General features: G+C 71.7%; 19 protein-coding genes. 10 read left to right on the plus strand and 9 right to left on the minus strand.

Annotation, left to right across the window (positions count from 1 at the left end; translation table 11 throughout):
• The first annotated feature begins 8 nt into the window (after nucleotides 1-8).
• Complete coding sequence (locus LNW72_RS18265; RefSeq protein WP_250976398.1) at nucleotides 9-4,559, plus strand: FtsK/SpoIIIE domain-containing protein; 4,551 nt, start codon at nucleotides 9-11, stop codon at nucleotides 4,557-4,559.
• Nucleotides 4,560-4,639: 80 nt separating this feature from the next.
• On the opposite strand, the gene LNW72_RS18270 is transcribed toward LNW72_RS18265, so the two are convergent.
• Entirely contained in the window at nucleotides 4,640-6,883 is a 2,244-nt protein-coding gene (locus LNW72_RS18270; protein WP_285369619.1) for a serine/threonine-protein kinase, read from the minus strand.
• Nucleotides 6,884-7,243: 360 nt separating this feature from the next.
• Here LNW72_RS18270 and LNW72_RS18275 point away from each other — a divergent pair, with 360 nt between their 5' ends.
• From LNW72_RS18275 to LNW72_RS18290, 4 genes are read left to right on the plus strand one after another with little or no spacing between them, the layout of a single operon-like run.
• On the plus strand, nucleotides 7,244-7,543 hold the full coding sequence (locus LNW72_RS18275) for a hypothetical protein (protein ID WP_250976400.1): 300 nt from the start codon (nucleotides 7,244-7,246) through the stop codon (nucleotides 7,541-7,543).
• Nucleotides 7,540-8,883, plus strand: coding sequence for a putative T7SS-secreted protein (locus LNW72_RS18280; RefSeq protein ID WP_250976401.1), 1,344 nt, complete (start codon nucleotides 7,540-7,542; stop codon nucleotides 8,881-8,883). The genes LNW72_RS18275 and LNW72_RS18280 overlap by 4 nt, the downstream gene beginning before the upstream one ends.
• 26 nt (nucleotides 8,884-8,909) lie before the next feature.
• Nucleotides 8,910-9,902: a hypothetical protein gene (locus LNW72_RS18285; RefSeq protein WP_308401967.1), complete on the plus strand. Its 993-nt coding sequence runs from the start codon at nucleotides 8,910-8,912 to the stop codon at nucleotides 9,900-9,902.
• 13 nt (nucleotides 9,903-9,915) lie between these two features.
• A complete protein-coding gene (locus tag LNW72_RS18290; protein ID WP_250976402.1) occupies nucleotides 9,916-10,587 on the plus strand; it encodes a hypothetical protein in 672 nt (223 codons plus the stop codon).
• Between the two features lie 19 nt (nucleotides 10,588-10,606).
• Here the strand turns inward: LNW72_RS18290 and LNW72_RS18295 are convergent, their stop codons facing one another.
• Both LNW72_RS18295 and LNW72_RS18300 read right to left on the minus strand, forming a co-directional pair.
• Nucleotides 10,607-11,482: an alpha/beta fold hydrolase gene (locus LNW72_RS18295; RefSeq protein WP_250976403.1), complete on the minus strand. Its 876-nt coding sequence runs from the start codon at nucleotides 11,480-11,482 to the stop codon at nucleotides 10,607-10,609.
• Nucleotides 11,483-11,795: 313 nt separating this feature from the next.
• The gene (locus LNW72_RS18300; RefSeq protein ID WP_250976404.1) at nucleotides 11,796-12,488 is read right to left on the minus strand and encodes a metal-dependent transcriptional regulator; all 693 of its coding nucleotides are present in this window, start codon (nucleotides 12,486-12,488) and stop codon (nucleotides 11,796-11,798) included.
• Between the two features lie 117 nt (nucleotides 12,489-12,605).
• Here LNW72_RS18300 and LNW72_RS18305 point away from each other — a divergent pair, with 117 nt between their 5' ends.
• Complete coding sequence (locus LNW72_RS18305; RefSeq protein WP_250976405.1) at nucleotides 12,606-13,367, plus strand: SIS domain-containing protein; 762 nt, start codon at nucleotides 12,606-12,608, stop codon at nucleotides 13,365-13,367.
• 111 nt (nucleotides 13,368-13,478) lie between these two features.
• Here the strand turns inward: LNW72_RS18305 and LNW72_RS18310 are convergent, their stop codons facing one another.
• Together LNW72_RS18310 and pdxH are read right to left on the minus strand one after the other, a co-directional pair.
• Nucleotides 13,479-14,822, minus strand: a complete 1,344-nt coding sequence (locus LNW72_RS18310; RefSeq protein WP_308401968.1) for a PAS domain-containing protein — start codon at nucleotides 14,820-14,822, stop codon at nucleotides 13,479-13,481.
• A gap of 334 nt (nucleotides 14,823-15,156) precedes the next feature.
• A complete protein-coding gene (gene pdxH, locus LNW72_RS18315) occupies nucleotides 15,157-15,798 on the minus strand; it encodes a pyridoxamine 5'-phosphate oxidase (RefSeq protein ID WP_250980210.1) in 642 nt (213 codons plus the stop codon).
• Between the two features lie 447 nt (nucleotides 15,799-16,245).
• Between pdxH and LNW72_RS18320 the strand changes: the two genes are divergently transcribed.
• Complete coding sequence (locus LNW72_RS18320) at nucleotides 16,246-17,346, plus strand: citrate synthase 2 (protein ID WP_250976406.1); 1,101 nt, start codon at nucleotides 16,246-16,248, stop codon at nucleotides 17,344-17,346.
• Between the two features lie 113 nt (nucleotides 17,347-17,459).
• On the opposite strand, the gene LNW72_RS18325 is transcribed toward LNW72_RS18320, so the two are convergent.
• Complete coding sequence (locus tag LNW72_RS18325) at nucleotides 17,460-20,363, minus strand: FAD-binding and (Fe-S)-binding domain-containing protein (RefSeq protein WP_308401969.1); 2,904 nt, start codon at nucleotides 20,361-20,363, stop codon at nucleotides 17,460-17,462.
• 67 nt (nucleotides 20,364-20,430) lie between these two features.
• On the opposite strand from LNW72_RS18325, the gene serC reads away from it, so the two are divergent.
• The gene (gene serC, locus LNW72_RS18330) at nucleotides 20,431-21,549 is read left to right on the plus strand and encodes a phosphoserine transaminase (RefSeq protein ID WP_250976407.1); all 1,119 of its coding nucleotides are present in this window, start codon (nucleotides 20,431-20,433) and stop codon (nucleotides 21,547-21,549) included.
• A gap of 57 nt (nucleotides 21,550-21,606) precedes the next feature.
• Here serC and LNW72_RS18335 read toward each other — a convergent pair whose 3' ends face one another.
• Nucleotides 21,607-22,635: a hypothetical protein gene (locus tag LNW72_RS18335; protein ID WP_250976408.1), complete on the minus strand. Its 1,029-nt coding sequence runs from the start codon at nucleotides 22,633-22,635 to the stop codon at nucleotides 21,607-21,609.
• Nucleotides 22,636-22,729: 94 nt separating this feature from the next.
• Between LNW72_RS18335 and LNW72_RS18340 the strand changes: the two genes are divergently transcribed.
• Both LNW72_RS18340 and LNW72_RS18345 read left to right on the plus strand, forming a co-directional pair.
• Nucleotides 22,730-23,401 carry a GDSL-type esterase/lipase family protein gene (locus LNW72_RS18340; RefSeq protein WP_250980212.1) on the plus strand — a complete coding sequence of 224 codons (672 nt, stop codon included), beginning with the start codon at nucleotides 22,730-22,732 and terminating at the stop codon, nucleotides 23,399-23,401.
• Nucleotides 23,402-23,658: 257 nt separating this feature from the next.
• Entirely contained in the window at nucleotides 23,659-24,654 is a 996-nt protein-coding gene (locus LNW72_RS18345; protein WP_250976409.1) for an aldo/keto reductase, read from the plus strand.
• A gap of 188 nt (nucleotides 24,655-24,842) precedes the next feature.
• Here the strand turns inward: LNW72_RS18345 and thpR are convergent, their stop codons facing one another.
• A complete protein-coding gene (gene thpR / locus LNW72_RS18350) occupies nucleotides 24,843-25,388 on the minus strand; it encodes an RNA 2',3'-cyclic phosphodiesterase (RefSeq protein WP_250976410.1) in 546 nt (181 codons plus the stop codon).
• Between the two features lie 10 nt (nucleotides 25,389-25,398).
• Complete coding sequence (locus LNW72_RS18355) at nucleotides 25,399-26,748, minus strand: MFS transporter (protein ID WP_250976411.1); 1,350 nt, start codon at nucleotides 26,746-26,748, stop codon at nucleotides 25,399-25,401.
• Nucleotides 26,749-26,760: the final 12 nt, after the last annotated feature.

Raw genomic sequence — 26,760 nt, forward strand, 5'->3', positions numbered from 1 at the left:
GGACGATCGTGCGACTGACACTGACCGTGGTGGATCCGCTCGGCGGCAACCGGGCGGATGTCGTGCTGGACGCCGACGCGGCGTCGACCGTGGCCGACATCGCGCGGGAGCTGGACCGACAGGTCGGCGGGGACGGCGCGGCGATCATCTCGATCAGCGGCGGAACGGCCCGGCAGCCGGGATCGCCCGCGTTGTACGTGGACGGGTACGCCGTGGATCCGGCGCGGACCGTGGCGGAGTCACCGCTGCGCGAGGGCGCGGTCGTGAGCCTCTACGACCCGGCGGGCTGTCTGCCGGGCGAGCCGGCCGGCGTGGTCGAACTGCGGGTGGCGGGCGGGCCGGACGCCGGGGCGGTGCACCGGCTGGGCATCGGCCGGGTGGAGATCGGGCGCGGCACATCGGTCCGGATCCGGATCGAGGACTCGGAACTGGCGGAGCGCGCGGCCGTGCTCTCCGTCGGGATGGGCGGCACGTGCCAGGTCGCGATCGACGGCGCCACCCGCGACTGGCCTCTGGGCGAGCAGATCGCGCTCGGCAACTCGCTGCTGGAACTGGGCCCGTACATCCCGCCGAACGCCGCCCTGCACCCGGGCGACGACGGCAGCACCCTCGACTACAACCGGCCGCCGCGCATGCTGCCGCCCGAGCGCACCACGCTCTTCCGGCTGCCGTCGCCCCCCGGGGACATCAACGCCCGGCCGCTGCCGTGGCTGATGGCGCTGATGCCGCTGGTCATGTCCGTGACGATGGCGTTCATGATGCACCGGATGATGTACCTGCTCATGGCGGTCGTCAGTCCGATGGTGATGATCGGCAACTACTTCATGGACAAGAAGAACGGCCGCAAGTCGCACACGAAGACCGTCACGGAGTACCGCGCCCACAAGGAGCGCATCGAGACGGACGCGCAGGAAGCCCTCCAGGCCGAGCGGCAGGACCGGGCCGCCGCGTCCCCCGACCCGGCGACGGTGCTCAACACCGCGACCGGGCCGCGCACCCGGCTCTGGGAGCGCCGCCGCAGCGACACCGATCACCTGCTGCTGCGCGTCGGCACCGCGAAGCTCCCGTCGGAGGTCGTGCTGGACGACCCCGAGCAGGACGAGCACCGCAGGCAGGTCGCCTGGGAGATCGATGACGCACCGGTCGCGGTGGAGTTGCGCCGGCTCGGCGTGGTCGGTTTCGCCGCGCCCGGCGACAGCGTGCGGGCGATGGGCCGTTGGGCGGTGGCGCAGGCCGCGGCCCTGCACAGCCCGATGGACGTGCAGTTCTACGTACTGACCGACGCGTCGGGACAGGAGAGCTGGGACTGGGTGCGCTGGCTGCCGCATTCGCGGCCGACCGACGGGCAGGACGCGAGCGCGCTGCTCGGCACGGACGCCGAAACGGTGGCGGCCCGGATCGCCGAGCTGACGTCGATACTCGACGGACGCCAGAAGGCCAAGCAGAAGGCGGGCAGCGCCTCCAACCATGCCGCGTTCTTCAAGGACCCGGACATCGTGGTGGTCTTCGACGGCTCGCGGCGCCTGCGGTCGCTGCCCGGCGTCGTCGCACTGCTCCGGGAGGGTCCGGCAGTCGGCATGTACGCGCTGTGCCTGGACTCGGAAGAACGCTTCCTGCCGGGCGAGTGCCAGGCCGTGGTGATCGCGGAGTTCGAGACGCCCGCCCAGAACCCGTCCCCGCACCAGAACCAGATCCCGGCCCAGGGACAGGCGCCCGTCGGGCAAGCGGCGGCCCAGCGGGGTGGCTTCCCGTCTCTGAACGCCTGGTACGAAGGCAGCCAGGCGTCCACGGCCACCGCTGTGGAGCCCGCCGCCGGCTCGTTCCGGCTGCGCGTGGACCAGAGCGGAGCCGCGCGGCTCCGCAAGGTCCGCCCCGACCTGGTGTCGCCCGCCTGGTGCGCGCGGCTCGCCCGCTGCCTCTCCCCCATCCGCGACATCAGCGGCGACGCGGAGGACTCGGCGATCCCCGGCTCCAGCCGGCTGCTGGACGTACTGGAGCTGGAACCGCCGACCGGCGACGCGATCGCCGCGCGCTGGCGGCTCAGCCCCATCTCGACGCAGGCGGTGGTCGGGGAGTCCTACGACGGGCCGTTCGCGATCGACATCCGCAAGGACGGGCCGCACGGGCTCATCGCCGGCACCACCGGTTCCGGCAAGTCGGAGCTGCTGCAGACCATCGTCGCGTCGCTCGCCGTCGCCAACACCCCGGAAGCGATGACGTTCGTCCTCATCGACTACAAGGGCGGCTCGGCGTTCAAGGACTGTGTGCAACTCCCGCACACCGTCGGCATGGTCACCGACCTCGACGCGCACCTCGTCGAGCGCGCCCTGGAATCGCTCGGCGCCGAACTCAAGCGCCGCGAGCACATCCTGGCCGAGGCCGGGGCCAAGGACATCGAGGACTACACGGACCTGATGAAGCGGCAGCCCGGCCTCAAGCCGATGCCGCGGCTCCTCATCGTCATCGACGAGTTCGCCTCGATGGTCCGTGAGCTGCCCGACTTCGTCACCGGCCTGGTCAACATCGCCCAGCGAGGCCGTTCGCTCGGCATCCACCTCATCCTCGCCACCCAGCGCCCCTCCGGCGTCGTCTCCCCCGAGATCCGCGCCAACACCAACCTCCGCATCGCCCTCCGCGTCACCGACGCCAGCGAATCGTCCGACGTCATCGACGCCCCCGACGCCGGCACCATCTCCAAGTCCACCCCGGGCCGGGCCTACGTCCGGCTCGGGGCGACCTCGCTCGTGCCGTTCCAGTCCGGACGCGTCGGCGGCCGGCGCCCCGGCGCCGTGGATCCGACGGTCGCCTCCCCCTGGGTGGGCCTCGTCGAGTGGTCGCAGCTCGGCCGCCCCGTACCGCGGCGCCCCGCCGGCGCCAAGGGCGAGGAGGACGAGATCACCGACCTGAAGGTGCTGGTCGAGGCGGTCTGCGAAGCCAACGAACGGCTCGGCATCCCGCCCCAGCACAGCCCGTGGCTGCCCGCGCTCCCCGACACCCTGCTCCTCGACGACCTGCCGGTACCCGCCGCGACGGGCGCGCTTCCGCCCGCGCCGTACGGCATCGAGGACCTTCCGGCGCTGCAGGCCAGGCGCCCGGTCGCCGTGGACTTCAGCACCTTCGGCCATCTGCTGGTCGCCGGCGCCCCGCGCTCCGGACGCTCCCAGCTGCTGCGCACCATCGCCGGCTCACTGGCCCGTACGCACAGCGTCCGGGACGTGCACATCTACGGCATCGACTGCGGGAACGGCGCACTCAACGCGCTGTCCCGGCTGCCGCACTGCGGCGCGGTCGTCGGCCGTGCGCAGACCGAGCGCGCGATCCGGCTGATCGGCCGCCTCAAGGCCGAGATGACCCGCCGCCAGGAGGTGCTGGCCGCCGACGGCTACGCGGACATCGGCGAGCAGCGCGGCGGTGTCCCCGAGGAGGACCAGCTCGCGCACATCGTCGTGCTGCTCGACCGCTGGGAGGGCTGGCTGCCCTCGCTCGGCGAACTCGACCACGGGGCGCTGACCGACGACCTGTTCACGATGCTCCGCGAGGGCGCGAGCGTCGGCATCCACGTGATCATCACCGGTGACCGGACGCTGATGGCGGGCCGGATCGCCACCCTCACCGAGGACAAGATGGCGTTCCGGCTCTCGGACCGCTCCGACTTCTCCCTCATCAGCGTCAACCCCCGCAAGGTCCCGGACGAGATAGCCCCCGGCCGCGCCTACCGCGCCGAGTCCGGCATCGAGACGCAGGTCGCGCTGCTCGCCCCGGACGCGTCGGGGCAAGGCCAGGCCGCCGCGATCACCGCCATCGGGTCGGCGGTCCTGGAACGGGACGCCGACGTGCCGCGCTCGCGGCGGCCGTTCAAGGTCGACGTGCTGCCGTCGCGGCTGTCGTTCGCCGACGCCTGGGAGATGCGCGACACCGATGCCGCCCGCTCCCCTCTGTGGGGGCTGGTCGGCGTCGGCGGCGACGAGATCATGGGCTACGGCCCCGACCTGTCCGACGGCCTGCCGGCGTTCGTCATCGGCGGCCCCGGCAAGTCCGGCCGCAGCACGGTCTTGTTGTCGCTCGCCCGCAGCTTTCTCAAGCAGGGTTCCCGCATCATCGTCGTCGCACCGCGGCCGTCGCCGCTGCGCGACCTCGCGGGCACCGAAGGGGTGCTGGGGGTCTTCACCGAGAGCGATCTGTCCGCCGAGGATCTGACCAAGGCGCTGGAAGCGGCGGGCGGGAGCCCGGCCGTCGTCCTCCTCGACGACGCCGAGCTGCTGCGCGACATCGACGCCAAGGACGTCCTGCGCGACATCATCGCGCGCGGCACGGACCTGCGCCGGGCGCTCGTGCTGGCCGGCAGCGAGGAGGACATCTGCTCCGGCTTCTCCGGCTGGCAGGTCGACGCGAAGAAGGCCCGCCGAGGCGCGCTGCTCTCACCGCAGCAGACGATGAGCGGCGAGCTGATCGGCGTCCGCCTCGCCCGCAGCAGCGCCGGCGGTCAGGTCACCCCCGGCCGCGCGCTCCTGCACCTGGGCGACGGCGAACCGCGCACGGTGACGGTGCCGCTGGCCTGACGGCCTCGAGGCCAGGCCGTCCCACCACAGGCGAATCACGCCTGTGGTGGGACGAGCCCATGTGCCAAGGGACAAGCCCGTCAGACGGCGGGCAGCGCGTACAGCAGGTCCCCGTGGACCACCAGCAGGCGCTTGCCCGCGGCGGTGAGGGTCCAGACGCCGGCGCCACCCTTGTCCTCGGAGAGGCCGTCGTTGGCGCTGTTCCGGTAGATCCAGCGCGGGGCACCGTTCTTGGCGTTGAAGGCGAAGATGCCTCCCTCCTGGAAGTACGACACTCCATAGACGGAGTCCCCGGCCCGTACGAACTGCAACGGCCCGGTCCCGTCGGTGAGTTCGCGCTGCCAAAGCACCTTCCCGCTCTGCGCGTCGACCGCCCAGACGCCCTTCAACACCACGGCGCCGTACACCACACCGTCGGCGGAGGAGAGCGGGGAGCTGAAGCCGTTCTTGTGCTGTGCGGGTACCGACCAGCGCTCGGCGCCGCTCTTCAGGTCGTAGCCGCGCATGGACTTGCCGCCGATGACGACCTTGTCACCGTGCAGGACCGGCCGGTAGGCGGCGTCCTCGCCCACCTTCTTCGTCCACACCTGGTTGCCGTGCGCCACCTCGCGAACCGTCACGTTGTAGTTGTTGTCGGCGTAGACGAGATAGCTGCCGTCGGTCGTCGCCGAGACGTCCCAGTCACCGGCGCCCGGGTCACGTTCCTGCTGCCACAGCATCTTGCGGGTGCCGATGTCGACGGCGGCCACCACCGTCCGGGTCTTGCTGGTCTCGGTGGCGTTGGGATCCTGGATGGTGGCGATGAGATACACGTGCTTGTCGTCGGCGGCGATCGGCTTCGGGTCGGTGAGCCGTCCGCCCAGGTTGCTGCGCCAGGCCTCCTTGCCGTTCACCGGGCTGATGCCGACGAAGTCACCGTTGGCCTCAGGGCTCATGAAGAACAGCAGATCGTGGCCGCTCACCAGTTCATGCGAAAGGTCCGCGACCTCCGGGGTGGACCACTTCAGTTCACCGGTGCCGATGTCGTGCGCGATCAGCGGGTTGCCACAGATGATCATCAGGTTGCCGTACGCCATGGCCGGGACGCCGTATTGCAGGCTCAGCGATTGGGCCTGCTTGCGCCACAGCGCCTTCGGGCTCATACCGCTCGCCGGGGTGGTGAACACCGGATCCGGCGTGGGACCGCTGCTGTTCGTCACTCGGCCGGTCGGATCGACCACCGGGTCCTTCCCGCCCTTCCCCTCCTTCCCGCCGAACGCCCACACGGCCCCGCCGCCCGCCGCCGCGACCGCGACACCCGCGCCAAGGGCGAGGAACCCGCGCCGGGAGCGCGACCCGGAAGCACGTGAAGCGGGCTCCAGCGCCGTCTGGTCGAGGGTGGTCGGCGTGCGTGGCGGTCCCTCCGGCACGGTGGCCGCGCCCGTCCCGTGGGCGGGGGTGTCCAGGTCGAGGATCCGCGAGGCGTGCTGCGCGATGGTCGAGGAGACCGGGCCCGGCAGCCAGTTGTGCAGTACGGAGGCGGCACCGTCCGGTGCCAGCGCCTCGCTGATCTGCTGCGGCGTCGGCCGCTGCGCCGGATCCTTCTGCAGGCACGCCAGCACCAACGGCCGCAGCGAGGCGGGCACTTCGGTCAGATTGGGGATGCCGTGCACCACCTGATAGAGCAGCGAAGCCGCCGTCCCGATCCCGAACGGCTGCTGGCCGGTGGCCGCGTACGCCAGCACCACGCCCAGCGAGAAGACATCGCCCGCAGGCCCGGCCACCTCGCCGACCGCCTGCTCGGGCGGTATGAACCCGGGCGAGCCGACGACCACGCCCGTACTGGTCATCCGGTCGCCGTCGACGGCCCGCGCGATACCGAAGTCGATCACCCGTGGCCCGTCCGCGGCCAGCAGCACGTTGGACGGCTTCAGGTCCCGGTGCACGAGTCCCGCGCCGTGGATCACCACGAGCGCCTCGGCCAGCCCGGCACCCAGCGCGCGCACGGACGCCTCGGGCAGCGGGCCGTGCTGCTCGATCACCTCGTTGAGCGGCGGGCCGAGTACGTACGCGGTCGCCAGCCACGGCAGCCGCCCCTCGGTGTCGGCGTCGACGACAGGCGCCGTATAGGCCCCGGAGACCGCGCGCGCGATCTCGACCTCGTGCCGGAACCGCGCACGGAACTGCGCGTCCTCGGCCAGTTCAGGACGGACCACCTTCACGGCGACGGTCCGGCCGCCCGGCGACCGGGCGAGATAGACCCGTCCCATGCCGCCGGCGCCAAGCCGTCCCAACAGGCGGTACGCCCCTAGGCTCTGCGGGTCTTCCGGCTCCAATGGCTGCATCAACAGCCACCCCCGTCTCCTGTGTACGCATACGTATGGTCGGGTCGCCCCGACGTGGCAGCCTATTGCGCCGGGTTTCGCCCCCCGGATGCGGTCCCCCTCACCTTTCGGCCCGTGCGTAGGGTGGGGAACCATCAGCCGCACGAGTGACGTCACAGCCGTGTGACGTCGTCTGACGGGCGGATGACGAACGGGACACCGTATCCACGCAGGATCTCCATCATTTGGAAGATCAGCTGGGGCGGCCCGGACGGACAATCGATGAGGACCCCCCGGCCGGCACGTTCTTCAGGACCACGGATGTGACCGTCCGAAAGGTCCGGACCGACAAATCGTTCAACGAATTCAACGGGATGAACCATGGGTGATCTGCAGATCAACGGAACCGTGATGGGGGACCTGCGCAGAACGTTCTCCACCATCGCGCATCGCATGGAGAACGTCAGCCGGACCATGGGCAACGCCAACGGTGAGGGCGTCGGGGCGCCCAAGCTCATCGACGACGTGCACGACTTCGCGGACGAGTGGAAGTACGGCGTCAAGCAGATCGGCGAGCACGCAGACACCGCGGTCCAGATGATCGACCAGATCGGCAAGACCTTCGACGACGCCGATCTCCAGCTCGCCAACTCCCTCAAGCCGGAAGGCAAGTGCTCGTGACCCGCAGTTTCCCCCACCTCGGGTTCGATCCGACGCCCGGCGACGTCGAGCAGACCCGGGCGCTGTCCCGGCAACTGGGCGATCTGACGACCGAGTTGACGACGACCGTCAGCGAGCTGCAGCAGATCGAGTGCGGTTACTGGAAGGGCGAGGCGGCCAAGGCCTTCAGCCAGCACATATCCCATGACGTCACCCCGTTGATCAAGAAGGCGCACGACTCCTTCGGCCGCGCCGCCACCGCGATCGGCGGCTGGGCCGAGCAACTGCACGGTTTCCAGGACGAGGCCGCCGCGCTGGAGCGCGAGGCCGCGACCAAGCAGGGCACCCTCGACGACGCCAAGCGGGCGCTGGGCTCCGGCCCCACCGCCACCCCGAGCGGCACCGAGACCCCGCACCCCCAGCCCGGCGCCTCCCCCAGTCCCACGGCCGCCGACGAGAACAAGAAGAAGCACAAGGACGTCACCGACGCCGACACGGCCATGCAGGGCGTCCGGCACCGGGCCGAGGAACTCCACAACCGCTTCACCCGGGCCGCCCAGTCCGTCAGTCACGACCTCGACAAGGCCGGCGACATGGCGCCCGACAAGCCGGGCCTCTTCCACCGCATGGTCAGCGGCGTCGAGGGCGCCTGGAACGACACGGTCAAGTGGGTCCAGGACCACGCCGACATGATCAAGATGATCGGTGACCTGCTCGGCGACCTCAGCGGCATCCTCGGCATGCTCGCCATCATCACCGCCCCGTTCGAGCCGCTCGGAGCGATCTTCGCGGGCGCGGCGGTGGCCACCAGCGCCCTCGCCCTGGTGGCGCACCTCGTCGCCAAGGCGGCCGGCGCGGATGTCAGCTGGATGTCCATCGGGCTGGACGCGCTCGGCGCGGTCCCCGGCCTCGGGGCGTTCTCCAAGGGCGTCAAGGTCGCCGACGGCGCCGTGGCGGCCGGCCGCGCGGCCGAACTCGGCGAAGGCTTCCGCGGGGTGACGACCATCGGCCGCAACATCGTCGGTGTCGGCGACCGGGTGGCCGGCGCCGTCAGCTTCACCGTCAAGGGCAAGACGATCGGCCTGTGGGGCCTCAAGAGCGGCGGTCTGATCAAGGCCGAGGGCACGATGGGCCGGCTCGGCCTGGTCGCCGAGCAGAACTACGCCAAGGGCCAGTGGCTCGGCACCCGCGGCCTGGACCTCATCAGCAAGGGCAAGTGGGCGATCAACCCGATGTCCGGCCTCGGCCGCGGTATCGACGCCGGGATCAAGATCGCACCGAAGCTATGGTCGGTTCCACAGCACATCGGTGAGGCCCTGCACCCGGGCGACCGGTTCAACCAGGCGGCCACCGCCCACTGAGGCACCGCCCACCGAACCGGCGCCCAATGAGCCGGCGCCCACGGAACCACCGCACCCTGATCCACCGCTCGCCGATCCACCCCACCCTGGTCGGCGGGCACCCGAGCACTGAGGACGGCGAGACGATGGACTGGTATCCGGACGCGGGCGAGGCCTCGCTGTTCCGCACCACACTGCGCTTCGCGACCGGGATGGCCCCGCCCGTCTCCGGCTCGCGCTGGTACCGGGACACCGGCCGCCACGACATCCAGCCGGACCTCGTGGCCGCCGGCTGGCCGCCGGGACCGGAGTTCACCGTGCGGACGAAGAGCGACCAGACGACGCAGCGCGCCGGCCGCGCCGCCTGGCTGGGCATCCCGCTGCTGCTCAACCTCATCTCCAACGCGGGCGGCGCGCCGGGCTCGCCCTTCGGCGACGTCGCCCTGCGCGGCGACCCGCAGGACCCCGCGAACGAGGTCGGGGACTTCCCCGTCCTGTGGGCGGCGCCCGGCACGGTGGCCCGTACGCTGCCGTGGCAGCTCGACCCGTCCCGGCAGCCCAAGGGCTACCGCACCGACGCGGTGGTGACCGACCGGCGGCTGGTCGTCCTCGGCATCCCGTCCGTGACGGCCCCGGCGGACGTGCTCTGGGAGGCGCCGCGTGAGCGCATCGCGCGGGCGGACCGCCGGGAGTACGCCGAGACCAAGGCCGATCTGCTGATCACCTTCGCGGACGGATCCTGGGTCCGGATGTCCGCCGGCGCGGCCGACAACGCCGCCAAGGTCGTCCAGCACCTGAACGGCACGGTCAGCACCCTGACCGACGAGCAGCTGACCGACGGGCAGCGCGAGCGCGTCGCCCGTTTCCTGACCGAACTCCCGCCGAACGCCGAGGCCCCGGCCTTCACGGTGCTCCCGAGCGGCATCGTCCGGGTCGAGGCACGCGTCCCGGCGAAGCTCGGCAAGGGCCTGTTCGAAACCCACACGATCCTGATGGACGACGCGGGCGCGCCCGCGGCACCCCGACCCGGCGACCTGTGAGCGACACGACTCCATGACCATTTCCGATCTCACCCCTTCCGTCCCGACCGCCCTCGGCGGACCGGACATACCTCCCATGTGGTTCGTCGTCCCCGACGGCTTCCACCCCCTCCCGATCGCCGCCACCCCGGAGGAACGCGCCGCGGGCGCGGCGGACTTCGTACGGGAGCTGTTCCCCAACGGCGACGACGACCTGTGGACGCCGGCCGCGCTCTTCTACGCGGGACTCGCCGAGCTGATGACCGAAGGCGGGCTGGCCTTCTCGGCGATGGGCCTGTTCGGCATCGACGACGGCGGCATCGCGCACTGCTCGTTCACCGTCTCCGCCGTCGAGTCCGACCATCCGTCGGTCGAGGTGGCCGCGCTGGGACTGCGCGAGATCATGACCCGCGACCCGCTCAACGACGCGCGCTGGCTGGACCTGCCGTGCGGTCCCGCCGTCTCCGCCGTCTCCATGCGGGAGATCACCATCGGAGGCGAGATGACCGCGACCGGTGAGGACGCCGCGCTGCTCACCGGCCAGATCCAGGTCTACGTGCCGTTCCCCACCGGTCCGTTCACCGCCGTCTTCACCCTCGACACGGCCGCCGTGGACTACTGGGGCGAGATCAGCGACATGACGGTCGCGATCCTGCGCACGGTGAGCTTCACACCGCCGGAGGAGCAGGCGGCGGAGGGCTCCTGACGCCTGCCGCCGGTGCCCGTCAGCTCGTCTCGGTCCGCTGCCGCGGTATCGCGGAGTCCTCGAGGAACCGCTCGACCGTCTCGTACCAGGCGGTGGGCTGTTCCCAGTGGACGAGATGGCCGGCGTCCGGGATCTCGGCATAGCTGCCGCGGGGCAGGACGCGGACCATCTCCTGGGCCTCGGCACGCCCCAGTTCGCCCTCCAGGCCGCGGACGACGAGGGTGGGGCAGCGGACCTGGGTGAGCTCCTCCCAGTGGGCGTCAAGGATCCACGGGGCCCGGGAGCGGAGCATGTGGCGGCGGGCGAAGACGGGTCGCCAGCCGTCACCGCGCTCTTCCATGATCTCGGTGTAGAAATCACCCCTGGTGGGGCGCGGAGGATCGACCCAGGGGTCGTCCTCGCCGAACCACTTGCGCACGTCGGCGAGGCTGGCGAAGGGCAGCGGCCAGGACGCGAACCAGGACTCCCACTCGCGCTGGCTGGCCTCCCCGAGGGCGGCGGCGCGCATGTCGCAGACGACCACGGCCCGCACCAGGTCCGGTCGGCGGGCGGCGAGCTGCCAGGCGGTGAGACCGCCCATCGAGTGCCCGACGAGAGTGACGGGAGCGAGCCCGAGCTGCTCGACGGCCGCCTCGGCGTCCGCGAGGTACGCCTCGCGGCTGTACGGGCCCTCGGGCTTGTCGCTGCGCCCGTGGCCGCGCTGGTCCAGGGCGATGGCGCGGTAGCGGGGGGCGAGCCGGCGGGCGGTGCCGGCCCAGTGCGAGGCCCGGCCCATGAGTCCGTGCAGCAGCAGGACCCCGGGCCGGTCGGAGCCGCCCTCCTTGGACTCGGCCGCATAATCCCAGGCGGCGAGCCGGACGGAGCCCGCTCCGGTCACCTCGATACGTCGGATCATGTGCCGCACCCCCTGACGAACTGGTCGGGTCGTTCCGGCGCCTACGTTATCGAACTTCTATTCGATAAGACGGGTCACGCGCACAACATCGCTCTTTCGAGTGACATCACTCAAGGATTGACCGCCGTAGCCGAGGGGAGATCTCCTGCGGGGCGCGACACGAAGGGGAAGCGGTCGCGCGGAGTACTCGGGAAGCTCGGGGTTCCGGGTCCTCCGAGGGGAGCACCACCAGGGGAGGGACAAGGGGAGGAGGGCCCCGGCGCCATCAGGCGCCGGGGCCCCCGCCCTTTCCCACCAGGACAAACCGCGGGTCCTACCGCTTGGCCACGAAGACGTGCGACGCGACCTCGGCACCCAGCTCGGCGGCCTCGCCGCCACTGCCCACGAGCACCCCGCCCGCGGAGCTCGTCACGCTCACCACCGCGCCCGGCTGCACACCGGCCCGCCGCAGCGTGTACATCAGCTGGGCGTCGGTCTGGATCGGCTCGCCGATCCGCTTCACCACGACGCTGGCGCCGGCCGGGCCCGGCGACAGCTCCGCCAGGCTGACCATGCCCTCCTCCAGGAAGGGATCCGCCTCGGCCTTCTCGCCCAGCTCCTCGAGACCCGGGATCGGGTTCCCGTACGGCGACTCGGTCGGATGCCGCAACAGCTCCAGCACCTTGCGCTCCACCGCCTCGCTCATGACGTGCTCCCAGCGGCAGGCCTCGGCGTGCACCTGCTCCCACTCCAGGCCGATCACGTCGACGAGCAGGCATTCGGCGATCCGGTGCTTGCGCATCACGCGCGTCGCCGTCCGCCGGCCTTCGTCGGTCAGTTCCAGGTGACGGTCGCCGGCGACATGCACCAGGCCGTCACGTTCCATGCGCGCCACCGTCTGGCTGACCGTCGGACCGCTCTGATCGAGCCGCTCGGCGATTCGGGCGCGCATGGGGACCACACCCTCCTCTTCCAGCTCCAGGATGGTGCGGAGATACATCTCCGTCGTGTCGATGAGTCCGGACATGCGCGCCCCTCAATAGCTAGTGCGTGGCCCTGCACCAATTCTGACGCATCCCACCGACAACCGGCCCCGGCGCGGGATTCTTGACAGCGACGGCAGCGTGGCCGCACGGTGATCCGCATGAGTGAGCCCCGCGACGATCTGGCCGGCGAATACTTCGATGCGGCCATCGCCCTTCTCCGGAGGGTACGGGACGAGGAGTCCGCAGGTATCACAGCGGCGGGCAAGGCCATCGCCGACGCCGTCGCCGCGGGCAACCGGATCTTCGCCTTCGGCGCCGGGCACTCCTCGCTCGCCGCCCAGGACGTCGTCTACCGCGCGGGCGGCCTCGCCCTGGTCAACCTGCTCGCGGTGCCCGGCGTCGTCGGTATCGACGTCATGCCCGCGACCCTGGGCAGCGCCCTGGAGCGGGTCGACGGCCTCGCGGGCGCCGTGCTCGACACCAGCCCGGCCAAGCCCGGCGACGTCCTCGTCGTCATCTCGCTGTCCGGGCGCAACGCCCTGCCGGTCGAAATGGCGCAGAACGCCCGCGCCCTCGGCCTGACGGTCATCGGTGTCACCTCCGTGGCCTACGCCAAGGAGACCAAGCCCCGGCACGTGTCCGGCACGTTCCTCAAGGACCACTGCGACATCGTGCTCGACTCGAAGATCGCCGTCGGCGACGCGGAGCTCGTCCGCGACGACGTCCCGGCGCCGTTCGCCCCCGCCTCGACCGTGGTGACCAGCGCCCTCATGCAGGCCGTCGTCGCCACCGCGGTCGCGGAGCTCGCCGCCCGTGGCATCACGCCGCCGCTGCTGCGCTCGGGGAACGTGGACGGCGGCCACGACTGGAACGGCCGCATCTTCGAGGAGTACGGCTCGCGGATCTTCTTCCGCCACTGAGCCGCCACTGAGCCGGCACTGAGCCGGCACTGGGCCGGCACTGGGCCGGCACCGGGCCGTTCGGCGGTCCGGGGCGGCGGCGCCGCACCGGCACGGCTCTCGGCCCAGCCCTCAGCCCAGCTGTTGCGCCAGATCCAGCGCCGCGGCCACCCGCACGGCCACGTCCTCCGCGTACGCCGCGTCCGAACGGTCGAAGAGACGGCGCCCGGCGCCCCGCAGGAACGTGACGGCGCCCAGAGTGCGTCCGCGGCTCCGCAGGACCGTGGAGAGGCCGTGGACGGTCCCCTCGGGCCAACGGCGGGCCGCCGCCCACTCGTCGATCCTGGCCCGCGAGGCGGGCTCGGCCGCGGCGAGGGCGCCGAAGCTGGCGCGTACGGTGCCGATCCGCTCCACGGCCTGCAGCACGGGGTGCGCCACCCCGTACGCCACCGGGATCGTGCCGACCGGGACCGGCAGACACGGCCCCGAGGACCCCTCCGGGGTCGAGGCGGCGCGCACCAGCCGGCCGTCGTCCCCGGCGAGGTCGACGAGCGCGTGGTCGGCGAACCCGGCCAGCGCGAAGTCCAGATAGGTGGTCGCGGCCTCCACCGGGTCCTCGCACTCGGACGCGGTACGCCCGGCCCGGTGCAGCTGGTTGTGCCGGAAGCGCAGCAACGATCCTTCTTGCTCGGCGAGTTTGGCCTCCGTCACGTCCAGGAACAGCCAGCCCACACCCAGCGGCACCGGCTCCTCGCCGAGCGGCGACCCGAGGCGGACGAACCCGCTGCGCCAGCAGTGCCGTTTGGCGCTCTCGTCGCCGCGCAGGCTCAGCCACAGCTCGGACGGGACCGGCGGGCTGCCCTCCGCGAGCACGTGCTGCAGCGCCGTCTCCAGCTCCTCCAGGCCCTGCTCCAGCAGATCGCCGAGCGGCCGGCCGAGCAGGGTGTCCCGGCCGGTGCGCAGCAGGCGGGCGGCGTGCGCGTTCACGACGGCGGGCCGCAGGTCCGCGTCGATCAGGACGACACCCCACGAGGCGTCGTCGAAGAGCGCCTCGCTGAGCGCGATGGAGCGTTCCAGGTCGATCTGGGCGTGCACCTCGGAGAAGGCGCAGTAGACCCCGGCCGGGCGGCCGTCCTGCCCCTGCACGGCCGCGGACTGGGTGCGGACGAGCACCCGGTGGCCGTCCTTGGTCAGCAGCGCGAATTCGTGCACCTGGCGGCCGGGCGCGTCCATGGCGCCGAGCAGCCTCGTCTGCACGTCATGCGCGTCGGCACTACGGGCGGCCCAGCCCGAGAAGCCGTGGCGGCCGACGGCATCGTCCGCCGACCAGCCGAGGATCCGTACGGCTTCGGAATTCCAGTGGGTGATGACACCGTCGCGGTCGAAGGCGCACAGGCCCGCCTCCATACCGTCGAGCAGAGCGGCGAGTAGCTGCTCGTCGCCATCACTGAGCGGCTTCGCATCGAATGGCTGCACGTCGAATCATTCAACCCCGGTGTGACCCAGCCCACACGGCATTTCGATAAATCGGTTGTGCGTCCCGGGGCCGGTTCCTAATGTTGCGGTCACACATGAAGGGAGGTGGTTCGCAGCATGATGTGCAGTCGGACACGTGAGGTGACTGCGGGCTAGTCCCGCGCACCAAGCTCGTCGCGCAGACTCCGTGCACGGGGTCGAGGGGCGGGCCAATCCCACGCAGTCACCCGACCCGCGGGCTCGTCGGACTTGTCCGGCCGGTGCCTGGAGGAAACTCCAGGGGGCAGCCCGCGGGTCGTTTGCGTTGTCGAAAGGCCGCGGTCGCAGCGGGTTTCTACGGCGCCAGCCGTACGACGTTCCAGGCGCCCGTTTCGCTGCTCTCCCCGTCGGCGCGCTCGTAGCGCAGCCGGTCGTGCAGCCGGTTTTCGCGCCCCTGCCAGAATTCCACGCTCCGGGCGCGCACCCGGATGCCTCCCCAGTACGTCGGCACCGGGACGTCGCTGCCCTCCGGGTAGCGCGCCTCCAGCTCCGCGTAGCGCCGTTCGAGCTCCTCCCGGGACTCCACCACCGAGGACTGCGCACTGGCCCACGCACCCAGCCGCGAGCCGTGCGGGCGGCTGCGGAAGTACCGGGCGGTCTCGTCCGTCGAGACGCGTTCGACGGTGCCGGAGACGATGACCTGGCGGGCGATCGGATGCCAGGGGAAGAGCAGCGAGATCTGCGGGTTCTCCACCAGATCGCGGCCCTTGCGGGAGCCGTAGTTCGTGTAGAAGACGAAGCCGCGCGGGTCGAAGCCCTTGAGGAGCACGGTCCGTGAGCTGGGGCGGCCCTCGGCGTCGGCGGTCGAGACGATCATCGCGTTCGGCTCGGTGAGACCCGCGGTCACGGTGTCCGCGAACCAGCGGGTGAACTGCGAGTACGGGTCGGCGGCCAGCTCGGCCTCGGTGAGACCCTGGGCGCGGTACTGCTCGCGCATGACGGCGGGATCGACATGATGCTGCACCCGGACATCTTGCCTCCCCTGGGCCCCGTACGTCCCGGGGGTGCGCCACGCGGGCCGTTCTGCCGGGGTCCTGTGTCGTCCTGACGGGGGTTCTGCTGTCGTCCTGTGGGGGGTTCCGTGTCGTCCTGACGGAGTCCTGTGGGGGTCAGGCGCCGGGCCGGTAGGGGTTTCCGGGCCGCAAACGGGCCGGCCGGGCCGAAGAGTGTGCCGCACCTCACGCTTCCCGTCATGTGCCAGAACCGACAGAATTGCGGGTCGGGCGGCTGTGGCCTCTTGACATCAAGAGATACCGTTTCTGACTCCGGCCTCGGGTCTCCGATGGAGCAGGGTGACCATCACCTGAGCGGGGCATTACCGGAATGGCCGTCCAAGCAGCCGGCCGGCCAAGCACCTGTCGACCACATCACGAGGAGCCGCCTGATGTCCGACTTCGTACCCGGACTCGAAGGAGTAGTCGCGTTCGAGACGGAGATCGCCGAACCTGACAAGGAAGGCGGCTCTCTCCGTTACCGAGGCGTCGACATCGAAGATCTCGTCAGCCATGTCTCATTCGGAAACGTGTGGGGCCTGCTGGTCGACGGCAAGTTCAATCCGGGCCTGCCGCCTGCCGAGCCGTTCCCGATCCCGGTGCACTCCGGCGACATCCGTGTCGACGTCCAGTCGGCGCTCGCCATGCTCGCCCCCGTGTGGGGTCTGAAACCGCTGCTGGACATCGACGTCGACGAGGCCCGTGACGACCTCGCGCGCGCCGCCGTCATGGCGCTCTCCTACGTCGCCCAGTCGGCGCGCGGCCAGGGCCACGCCATGGTCCCGCAGAAGGAGATCGACAAGGCGCAGACGATCGTCGAGCGCTTCATGATCCGCTGGCGCGGTGAGCCCGACCCGAAGCACGTGGCCGCCGTCGACGCGTACTGGACGTCCGCCGCGGAGCACGGCATGAACGCCTCCACGTTCACCGCCCGCGTCATCGCCTCCACGGGTGCCGACGTGGCCGCGGCCCTGTCCGGCGCCGTCGGCGCCATGTCGGGCCCGCTGCACGGCGGCGCCCCCTCGCGCGTCCTCGGCATGATCGAGGAGATCGAGCGGACCGGCGACGCGAGCGCCTACGTCAAGCGCGCCCTGGACAAGGGCGAGCGCCTGATGGGCTTCGGCCACCGCGTGTACCGCGCCGAGGACCCGCGTGCGCGAGTGCTGCGGCGTACGGCGAAGGAGCTGGGTGCCCCCCGCTTCGAGGTCGCGGAGGCGCTGGAGAAGGCGGCTCTCGCGGAGCTGCACGCGCGGCGTCCCGACCGGGTGCTCGCCACCAACGTGGAGTTCTGGGCGGCGATCGTCCTGGACTTCGCCGAGGTTCCCGCGCACATGTTCACGTCGATGTTCACCTGTGCCCGGACGGCGGGCTGGTCGGCCCACATCCTGGAGCAGAAGCGCACCGGCCGGCTCGTCCGCCCCTCCGCCCGGTACATGGGCCCCGGCCCGCGCAACCCGCGCGAGGTCGACGGCTTCGCGGGCATCGGGCACTGAGTCCGCGTCAGGCGCTGCTGAATCGTTGATGCTGTGGCCTGTTCCCACCCTCGTACCGGGGTGGGAGCAGGCCACAGTCGTTGGTGGCCTCGCCGTGTCCCGCTGCTCCGGCCTCAGGCGTCCGGCAGCGCCTCCGCCAGGAGTTCTGCCAGGTGCCGGCCCGGTGTGCCGGCCAGTTCCGCGAGCTGGGTGCGGCAGGAGAACCCGTCCGCCAGGACGGCGGCCCCCGCGGGTGCCTCCCGGACCGCCGGGAGCAGCTGTTCCTCGGCGCAGGCCACCGACACCTCGTAGTGGCCCTGCTCGAAACCGAAGTTGCCGGCCAGCCCGCAGCAGCCGCCGGTGAGCGTGCCGGTGAGGCCGGCGCGCTCGCGGAGCCGCCGCTCGGCGGCGTCGCCGAGCACGGCGTGCTGGTGGCAGTGCGTCTGTCCGACGACGGCACGGTCGAGGCGGGGCGGCACCCAGCCGGGTGCCAGTTCCTCCAGCGCCTGGGCGAAGGTCCGGACGGAGGCGGCCAGCCGGGCCGCGCGGGGATCGCCGGAGCCGAGCAGTTCCGGCAGGTCGGCGCGGAGCGCCGCCCCGCAGCTGGGTTCGAGGACGACGATCGGCAGCCCGGCGTCGAGCGCGGGTGCGAGGGCGTCGACCGTACGGCGCATGACCGTACGGGCCCGGTCCAGCTGCCCGGTGGACACCCACGTCAGACCGCAGCAGACGGCCTTCGGCGGCAGGACGACCCGCAGGCCCGCGGCTTCCAGCACCTTCACCGCGGCCTGTCCGACCTGTGGCGCCAGATGGTTCGTGAAGGTGTCGGGCCACAGCACGACGGTCGTGCCGGGCGCGGTCGTGCCGGGCGCCGTCGTCCCAGATGCGGTCGTTCCGGGCGCAGTCGTTCCGGGCGCGGCCTTGCCGGGGCCGGCCGGGCGGGCGGCCTGCTGGCGTAGGGCGCGGTGGTTCCACCAGGCGCGGAAGGACTCGTGCGCCAGCGCGGGGATGTCGCGTTCCGGCGCGATGCCGCCGGCCCGCTTGGCCGGACCCGCCAGCGGCCCCCGTGCCAGGGCGTTCAGGACGCGCGCATACGGTGCGGCGGCTCTCAGCCAGACCGGGAGCCATCCCATCGAGTAGTGCGAGCGGGGGCGCAGCCGTCCTTCGTAGTGGTGGTGCAGGAACTCGGCCTTGTACGTCGCCATGTCCACCTCGACCGGGCAGTCGCTGCGGCACCCCTTGCAGGAAAGGCACAGGTCGAGCGCGTCGCGGACCTCCTCCGACCGCCAGCCGTCCTCGATGATCTCGCCGGCGAGCATCTCGTGCAGCAGCCGGGCCCGTCCGCGCGTGGAGTGCCGCTCCTCCCCCGTCACGCGGTAGGACGGGCACATCACGCTGTCCCCGCCGGTCGAGGTGGTCGCGGACGTACGGCATTTGCCGACGCCCACGCAGCGCCGGACGGCCGCCGTGAAATCGCCGCCGTCACCCGGATAGGTGAACTCGACGTCGACGGGATGCGACGCACGCGACGGCAGCACGTCGAAGCGGAGGTTGCTATCCATAGGAGCGGGGCGGACGAGCATGCCGGGGTTCATTCCGCCCGCCGGGTCCCAGAGATCCTTGAAAACTCCAAAGAGAGCCACGAGTTCGGGGCCGTACATCTTCGGCAGGAGTTCCGCCCGCGCCTGGCCGTCGCCATGCTCGCCCGACAGCGAGCCACCGTGGGCGACGACCAGGTCGGCGGTCTCCTCGGAGAAACGCCGGAAGCGGGCGATGCCCGCCGGTGTCAGCAGATCGAAGTCGATACGGACATGTACACAGCCGTCGCCGAAGTGTCCGTACGGGGAGCCGCGCAGGCCGTGCTCGCCCAGCAGGGCCCTGAACTCCCGCAGATACGCGCCCAGCCGGGCCGGCGGCACCGCGCAGTCCTCCCAGCCGGGCCATGCCTCGCTGCCGTCGGGCATCCGGGTCGCGGTGCCTGCGGCGTCCTCGCGGATCCGCCACAGGGCGCGCTGCTCGGCCGGCTCCGAGACGACGGTGTGGTCCTTGGCGCCGTCGGCGGCGGCGTGGCGGCACAGCTCCGAGGCGCGGGCCCGCGCCTCGGCCGCGGTGCTGCCGCCCATCTCCACGAACAGCCAGGCGGCACCACGCGGCAGCGACTCCCGGGCGGCGGCGCTCACCAGGTCGGCCGCCATGCCCTCGACGGTCAGCGGGTGGTGGGGCAGCAGCAGGTGCGCGGCTTCGGCGGCGGCGCTCTCGTCCTCGTAGCCGAGCAGGGCCAGCGCGCGGGCGGCCGGCGGCTCCACCAGCCGTACGGTCGCGCGGGTCAGCACGCCGAGGGTGCCCTCGCTGCCGGTGAAGGCGCGCGCCAGATCCCGGCCGTGCTCGGGGAGCAGCCGGTCCAGGGCGTAGCCGGAGATCCGGCGCGGCAGGTCGGGGAAGCCGGTGCGGAGCACGGACAGCCGCTCGTCGGCGAAGGCGGCGGTCCGGTCGTGCAGCGGTCCCGGCAGGCCGCGGCCGAGGGTGGCCCGCTCCCCGCCGTAGGTCAGCACCTCCAGCTCGTGCACGTTGTCCGCGGTCGTCCCCCAGGCGACCGAGTGCGAGCCGCACGCGTTGTTGCCGATCATGCCGCCGAGGGTGCAGCGGCTGTGGGTGGACGGATCCGGGCCGAAGGTCAGCCCGTGTACGGCGGCCGCCGCCCGCAGATCGTCGAGGACCACACCCGGCTGCACGATCGCGGTGCGCGCCTCGGGGTCGATGTGCTCGATCGCCCGCATATGGCGGGTGAAGTCCAGCACCACTCCGACCCCCGTCGCCTGCCCGGCGATCGAGGTGCCGCCGCCGCGCGGCACCACCGGTACGCCGTACTCCCGGCACACCGCCAGCGCCGCCGCCACGTCGTCCGCGTCGCGGGGCGCCACCACGCCCAGCGGGACCCGCCGGTAGTTCGACGCGTCCATCGTCACCAGTGCCCGCGCCCCCGCGTCGAACGCGACCGTGCCCCGTACCGCCGCCCGCATCGCCTGCTCAAGATCCATACGCCAACCTTGTCTCACCGGGTGGACCAGTAGCGAGAGCGGGTTCAGGACGGATTACGCTTCGCCCGTGGCTGATATCCAGATTCCCGCTGACATCAAGCCCGCCGACGGCCGTTTCGGCGCGGGCCCCTCCAAGGTACGGACGGAGGCGGTCGAAGCGCTGGCCGCGACCGGCACGTCCCTGCTCGGCACCTCTCACCGGCAGGCTCCGGTGAAGAACCTGGTGGGCCAGGTCCGTGAAGGTGTCCGGCAGCTGTTCTCCCTGCCCGAGGGCTATGAGGTAGTGCTCGGCAACGGCGGGTCCACCGCGTTCTGGGACATGGCCACCCATGGCCTGATCCGGCAGAAGTCCCAGCACCTGTCGTTCGGCGAGTTCTCCTCCAAGTTCGCGACCGCCGCCAAGCTCGCGCCGTGGCTGGACGACCCGTCGGTCGTCAAGTCCGACCCGGGTACGCACCCGGTGCCGGTCGCCGAGGCGGGTGTGGACGTGTACGCGTTCACGCACAACGAGACCTCGACGGGTGTCGCCGCGCCCATCAAGCGCGTACCGGGCGCCGACGCCGGTTCACTCGTCCTGGTGGACGCCACCTCCGGTGCGGGCGGCCTGCCGGTCGACATCACCGAGACGGACGTCTACTACTTCGCCCCGCAGAAGTCCTTCGCGGCGGACGGCGGCCTGTGGCTGGCCGCGTTCTCCCCGGCCGCGCTGGAGCGCGCCGCCGAGATCGCCGGGTCCGGCCGGCACATCCCCGCGTTCTTCGACCTGCCGACGGCGATCGACAACTCGACGAAGAACCAGACGTACAACACCCCGGCGCTGTCCACGCTCTTCCTGCTGGCCAACCAGCTCGACTGGATCAACGGCCAGGGCGGGCTGGACTGGGCGGTCGCCCGCACCGCGGACTCCTCGTCGCGGCTGTACGGCTGGGCCGAGAAGTCCTCGTACGCGTCGCCGTTCGTGGCCGACCCGGAGCAGCGCTCGCAGGTCATCGGCACCATCGACTTCGACGACGCGATCGACGCCACGCAGATCTCGAAGGCGCTGCGCGCCAACGGCATCGTGGACACCGAGCCGTACCGCAAGCTGGGCCGTAACCAGCTGCGTGTCGCGATGTTCCCGGCGGTCGACCCGGCCGACGTCGAGGCGCTGACGGTCTGCATCGACTACGTCATCGACAAGCTGTAACAGCCCACGCGACGTACGACTGACGAGGGGTCCGGCCGGTGACGGCCGGGCCCCTCGTCACTCGGGGCGGCGGCGCAGGATCCGGCGCAGGCCGGTCGCCGCGACGAAGATCGCGGCGAGCACCGCGAAACCGACGACGGTCGCACCGTGGCCGGACGAGCCGTCCTTGGCGGCGTCCGCGCCCGGTCCCTTGCCACCCGGCTGGCCCGTTCCGGTGGATCCGGCGGCGTCCGGGGCCACGGAGTCCGGCAGGTCCTCGCCGTTGAGCGGCGCCCGCCAGACCTCGCTGTTCTTCCCCTCGCTGCCGTACATCAGTGCTCGGCCGTCCGGGGTGAAGGCCACCGACTCGCCCTGCCGCTGCATCGGCACATCGAGGCTGCCGATCTTCGTCGGGGCGTCTCCCGACCACCGCCAGGCGGTCGCCCAGAAGTAGCCGCGCAGCACCAGCCGGGTGCCGTCGGGCGAGAAAGAACCGTCGGTCACCCAGGGCACCTCGGCGATCTTCCGGAAGACGTTCACGCCCTTCGGGCTGAGCTTCTTCGGGCCCGCGTACAGGGCGCCGCCGTCCTCGTTCTTGCTGGCGATGTAGACCCGGCCGGTCTTGGGGTGCACCATCAGCGCCTCCGCGTTCCGCGGGCCGCCCTCGTACTGGACCGTGTAGCGGACGACGTCCACCGTCGTGTTCCCCAGCTGCTTGGGCTCGGCGAACCGGTAGATCCACACATGCGGCCAGGTCCCGCCGAGGTTGTCGCCGATGTCGCCGACGTAGATGTCGCCGTCCGGGCCGATGGAGATCGCCTCCACGTCACGGGGGTCGATGCCGCGCATCGTGACCCTGGCGACGGTCTTGCCGGTCGCGGAGTCCACCGCGTAGACGTACGGGCCGTCGTCGCTGTCGTTGTGGGTCCAGTACACGCCCTTGTGGAGGTGGCTGGCGGCCAGCCCGCTGGACTCGGTGATCCGCGGGTCGCTGATGGTGAACGCGACGGCGGGCCCGCCGTCGGCGACGGCCCCCGGCACCGGTCCGAGAACGGCGAACGCCACGGCGGCGACGGAGGCGGCGAGGGCGATGCGGGAGCGCGGCATGCCCCCAGCCTGCCATCCCGTCATGTGTCGGGCTTCACGCCGCCGGGCATCGCGGCCGGGGCCGGGTATCCGCGATGATCTCAGCGTGCGTTATATGTTCGTCGGCGATTCCATGACCATCGGCAGCGCGGGCGACTTCACCTGGCGTTACCGCATGTGGCAGCACCTGTGCTCGCTCGGCGAGCCGTTCACTGTGGTCGGCCCGCGCGCCGCGCTGCACGACAAGGAGAGCGGCGAGCCCGTCTCGCACGCGTACGCCGACCCGGCCTTCCCGCCGGACGCCCGGCGGCACCTGGCCGGCTGGGGCGAGGGCTGGCTGCACATGGCGCCGCTGATCGGGGACGCGGTGCGCGCGCACCGTCCCGATCTCCTGCTGATCTCGCTCGGTCTGATCGACCTCGGCTTCTACACGACCGCCGAGCAGACCGCGGAGAACCTGCGGAGCTTCGTCGGCGAGGCACGGGCCGGCAATCCACGGATCCGTATGGTGCTGCTGCCGGTGATACCCAACGTCCGGGCCGACCACGATCTCCCCTTCGCCGAGCAGTGCCGGGATCTCAACGTCCGGATGGCCAAGGCCGTCGCCGATCTGGACACCGGCGCCTCGCCGCTGCTGCTCGCCTCCCGGCCGGACGGCTACGAGCTGCCGTCCGACACCTATGACGGCACGCACCCCGGTCCCTCCGGCGAACACCGCCTCGCGGCCGCGTTCGCCGACGCGATGCACCAGGCCTGGGGGGTCGGCGGACCGTATGCGCGGAGCTAGGGTCTGTCGTCTGGATCTCCGTGGGGGAAGGAGCGGTGTCCGGTGCGTGCAGCTGCAAGGCGGAGGAGGGAGGCGACGCGGAGCGTCGTCGACCGACGACAACGCGGCAGATGTGCGTGCTGGACACCGCGACGCCGCGGAGATCCAGACGACAGGCCCTAGGCCGTGGGCTGGTCGCGGCGCCCGCTGACACGCCCGTCCCAGCGGGCGGCCACCCCCTTGCTTCGAGCGCACTCGAAGAGCTTGGCTTAGGGGTCATGGAGTACACGCAGCTCGGACGCACGGGTCTCAAAGTCAGCCGCCTGGTGCTCGGCACCATGAACTTCGGTCCCCAGACCGATGAGAACGACAGTCACGCGATCATGGACTCCGCGCTCGGCGCGGGCGTCAACTTCTTCGACACCGCCAATGTGTACGGGTGGGGCGAGAACAAGGGCCGCACCGAGGAGATCGTCGGGTCCTGGTTCGCCAAGGGAGGCGGGCGCCGCGAGAAGACCGTTCTCGCGACGAAGGTCTACGGCAACATGGCCGCCGAGGGTGACGCCTGGCCGAACGCCGACCGGCTCTCCGCCCTCAACATCCGCCGTGCCGCCGACGCGAGCCTGAAGCGGCTCGGCACGGACTACATCGACCTCTACCAGTTCCACCACATCGACCGGAACACGCCCTGGGACGAGATCTGGCAGGCCGTCGACGTCCTCGTCCAGCAGGGCAAGATCCTGTACGCCGGCTCGTCGAACTTCGCCGGCTGGAACATCGCGCAGGCCAACGAGGCGGCCGCCCGCCGCGGTTCGCTGGGCCTGACCAGCGAGCAGTGCCTGTACAACCTGGCCGAGCGGCGTGCCGAGATGGAGGTCATCCCGGCGGCGCAGGCGTACGGCCTCGGGGTCATCCCGTGGTCGCCGCTGCACGGCGGGCTGCTCGGCGGGGCGCTCCGCAAGGAGCGCGAGGGCGGCGGCGCGCGCTCGACGTCCGGCCGCAGCGCGGACGCGCTCAAGAGCGCGGCGCAGCGCGACCAGATCCAGGCGTACGAGGACCTGTGCGACAAGCACGAGCTGGCGCCGGGTGATGTCGGTCTGGCGTGGCTGCTGACCCGGCCCGGTGTGACCGGCCCGATCGTCGGCCCGCGGACGCAGGCGCAGCTGGACTCGGCGCTCAACGCGGTCGAGCTGAAGCTGTCGGAGGAGTTCCTGGCCGCACTGGACGAGGTCTTCCCCGGCCCGGGGCCGTCCCCGGAAGCCTTCGCCTGGTAGTACCTGGCTGGCCGGGTCCCGGTGAGAATCGGGGCCCGGCGGGCAGGTCCGGTGGCCGCGGGCCGGCGCGGCAGCCTCTCAGCGCAGCAGTGCGCCCGCGACCACCACGACGAGCATCAGGACGAGGGCGGCGGTCACTACACGGGTTCGGGTCTTGGGGTCCACGTGTCGAGGTTAACCGGCCGGGGTCACGGACCCAGCGGCCAGGTCGCCACCGTCTCGTAGTGGGCGTCCGGCGCCGGGTGGCTGCGCACCAGCGCGAGGGTGTCGGCGGACCAGGGCGTGCCCAGGAATCCGTCGAGCGCGGCGGCGTACGGGCCGAGGGCCACGCCGCCGCGGCTGCGGGCCAGCGTGAGGTGCGGGGTGTACGGGTGCTCCTGCGCCGGATCGACGCCGGCCTGCCGGGCGGCGCTCTGGACGGAGTCCGCCAGTTCCGCGAGCCGGCCGGTGTCCCCCGCGGCGCCCGCCCACAGCGCCCGCTCGCCGAACCGGCCGCCGCCGGACAGCCGCAGTTCGCAGGGCGCGTGCCGGCGGGCGGCGGCCGCGAGGCCGTCCCGCAGCGCGGGGAGCGTCGCGTCGGCGACCTCGCCGAGGAAGGCGAGCGTGAAGTGCCACCCGGCGCGTTCGGTCCAGCGCAGCCGGCCGGCTCCGGGGAGCCGGTGGAGCGGGGAGACGGCCGGATCGAGTTCGTCCGCCACCCCGGAGGGCGGCAGTACCGCCGCGAACAGCCTCATGCCGACGGCCTCACGCGGCCGTCACCAGTGGGGCGGCCGCGCCCTCACGGGGCACGAACTCGATCAGCCGGTGGTCTTTTCCCCGGTGCAGGTCCACCTTGAGCCGCAGCCCGCCGACCCGGGCCAGCACGAGGCCGACACCGACCGCCGCGAGGGCCGCGACGAGGCCGCCGGAGAGGAATCCGACGCGGGCCCCGTAGGTGTCGGTCACCCAGCCGACGACCGGGCCGCCGATGGGGGTGCCACCGACGAAGACCATCATGTACAGGCTCATGACGCGGCCCCGCATGGCGGGGTCGGAGGCGAGCTGCACCGAGGCGTTAGCCGAGGTGTTGAACGTCATACCGAAGACGCCGATCGGCAGCAGCAGGAGCGCGAACATCCAGAAGGACGGCGCCACCGCGGCCACCACCTCCAGCATGCCGAAGGCGAACGCGGCGGCCACCAGCAGCCGCAGCCGGGTGCGTCCGCGGCGGGCGGCGAGCAGCGCGCCGCCCAGCGAGCCCAGCGCGATGATGGTGTTCAGCAGCCCGTAGGTGCTCGCACCGGAGTGGTAGACGTGGTTGACGAAGCCGGTGAGGATGATCGGGAAGTTGAAGCCGAAGGTCCCGATGAACCCGACCAGCACGATCGGCCAGATGAGCTCCGGACGCCCGGCGACGTAGTGCAGGCCCTCCCGCAGCTGGCCCTTGCCTCGCGGCACCCGCTCGACCTTGTGCAGCTCGGCGGTACGCATCATCAGCAGGCCGGCGAGCGGGGCGAGGAACGACAGTCCGTTGAGCAGGAACGCCCAGCCGCTGCCGACCGCGGTGATCAGGACACCGGCGACGGCGGGGCCGATCAGCCGGGCGGCCTGGAAGTTCGCGGAGTTCAGCGAGACCGCGTTGCGTATCTCGCCGGGGCCGACCATCTCGACCACGAACGTCTGCCGGGCCGGGTTGTCGACGACGGTCACCATGCCGAGGGCGAAGGCGATGACGTACACGTGCCAGACCTGGACGTGCCCGCTGAGCGTCAGTGCGGCGAGCAGCAGGCCGAGCCCGCCGAGCGCGGCCTGGGTGCACAGCAGGATCTGCCGCTTGGGGTAACGGTCGGCGATCACACCGCCGAACAGGCCGAAGAGCAGCATCGGCAGGAACTGCAGGGCGGTGGTGATACCCACCGCGAAAGAAGAACCGGTGATGCTGAGCACCAGCCAGTCCTGGGCGATCCGCGACATCCAGGTGCCGGTGTTGGACACCACCGCGCCGGTCGCGAAGAGCCGGTAGTTACGAACCTTGAGCGAGCTGAACATGCCGCGCTTCGTGGTCGTATCGGGTTCTTGTCCGGGTGCGGTGTCTGAGCCGGCTGCCGAACTCAATCTAGGTTCGCC

Origin of the sequence: Streptomyces sp. RKAG293, from assembly GCF_023701745.1 — a bacterium.
In the GTDB taxonomy this organism is placed as follows: Bacteria; Actinomycetota; Actinomycetes; order Streptomycetales; family Streptomycetaceae; genus Actinacidiphila.

Coding starts and splice junctions, on each gene's coding strand:
- LNW72_RS18320 (WP_250976406.1), top strand. CDS start 16,246: ATGTCCGACTTCGTACCCGGACTCGAAGGAGTAGTCGCGTTCGAGACG.
- LNW72_RS18345 (WP_250976409.1), top strand. CDS start 23,659: ATGGAGTACACGCAGCTCGGACGCACGGGTCTCAAAGTCAGCCGCCTG.
- LNW72_RS18270 (WP_285369619.1), bottom strand. CDS start 6,883: ATGCAGCCATTGGAGCCGGAAGACCCGCAGAGCCTAGGGGCGTACCGC.
- LNW72_RS18295 (WP_250976403.1), bottom strand. CDS start 11,482: ATGATCCGACGTATCGAGGTGACCGGAGCGGGCTCCGTCCGGCTCGCC.
- LNW72_RS18335 (WP_250976408.1), bottom strand. CDS start 22,635: ATGCCGCGCTCCCGCATCGCCCTCGCCGCCTCCGTCGCCGCCGTGGCG.
- pdxH (WP_250980210.1), bottom strand. CDS start 15,798: ATGCGCGAGCAGTACCGCGCCCAGGGTCTCACCGAGGCCGAGCTGGCC.
- thpR (WP_250976410.1), bottom strand. CDS start 25,388: ATGAGGCTGTTCGCGGCGGTACTGCCGCCCTCCGGGGTGGCGGACGAA.
- LNW72_RS18300 (WP_250976404.1), bottom strand. CDS start 12,488: ATGTCCGGACTCATCGACACGACGGAGATGTATCTCCGCACCATCCTG.
- LNW72_RS18285 (WP_308401967.1), top strand. CDS start 8,910: ATGAGCCGGCGCCCACGGAACCACCGCACCCTGATCCACCGCTCGCCG.
- LNW72_RS18305 (WP_250976405.1), top strand. CDS start 12,606: ATGAGTGAGCCCCGCGACGATCTGGCCGGCGAATACTTCGATGCGGCC.
- LNW72_RS18325 (WP_308401969.1), bottom strand. CDS start 20,363: ATGGATCTTGAGCAGGCGATGCGGGCGGCGGTACGGGGCACGGTCGCG.
- LNW72_RS18340 (WP_250980212.1), top strand. CDS start 22,730: ATGTTCGTCGGCGATTCCATGACCATCGGCAGCGCGGGCGACTTCACC.
- LNW72_RS18290 (WP_250976402.1), top strand. CDS start 9,916: ATGACCATTTCCGATCTCACCCCTTCCGTCCCGACCGCCCTCGGCGGA.
- LNW72_RS18275 (WP_250976400.1), top strand. CDS start 7,244: ATGGGTGATCTGCAGATCAACGGAACCGTGATGGGGGACCTGCGCAGA.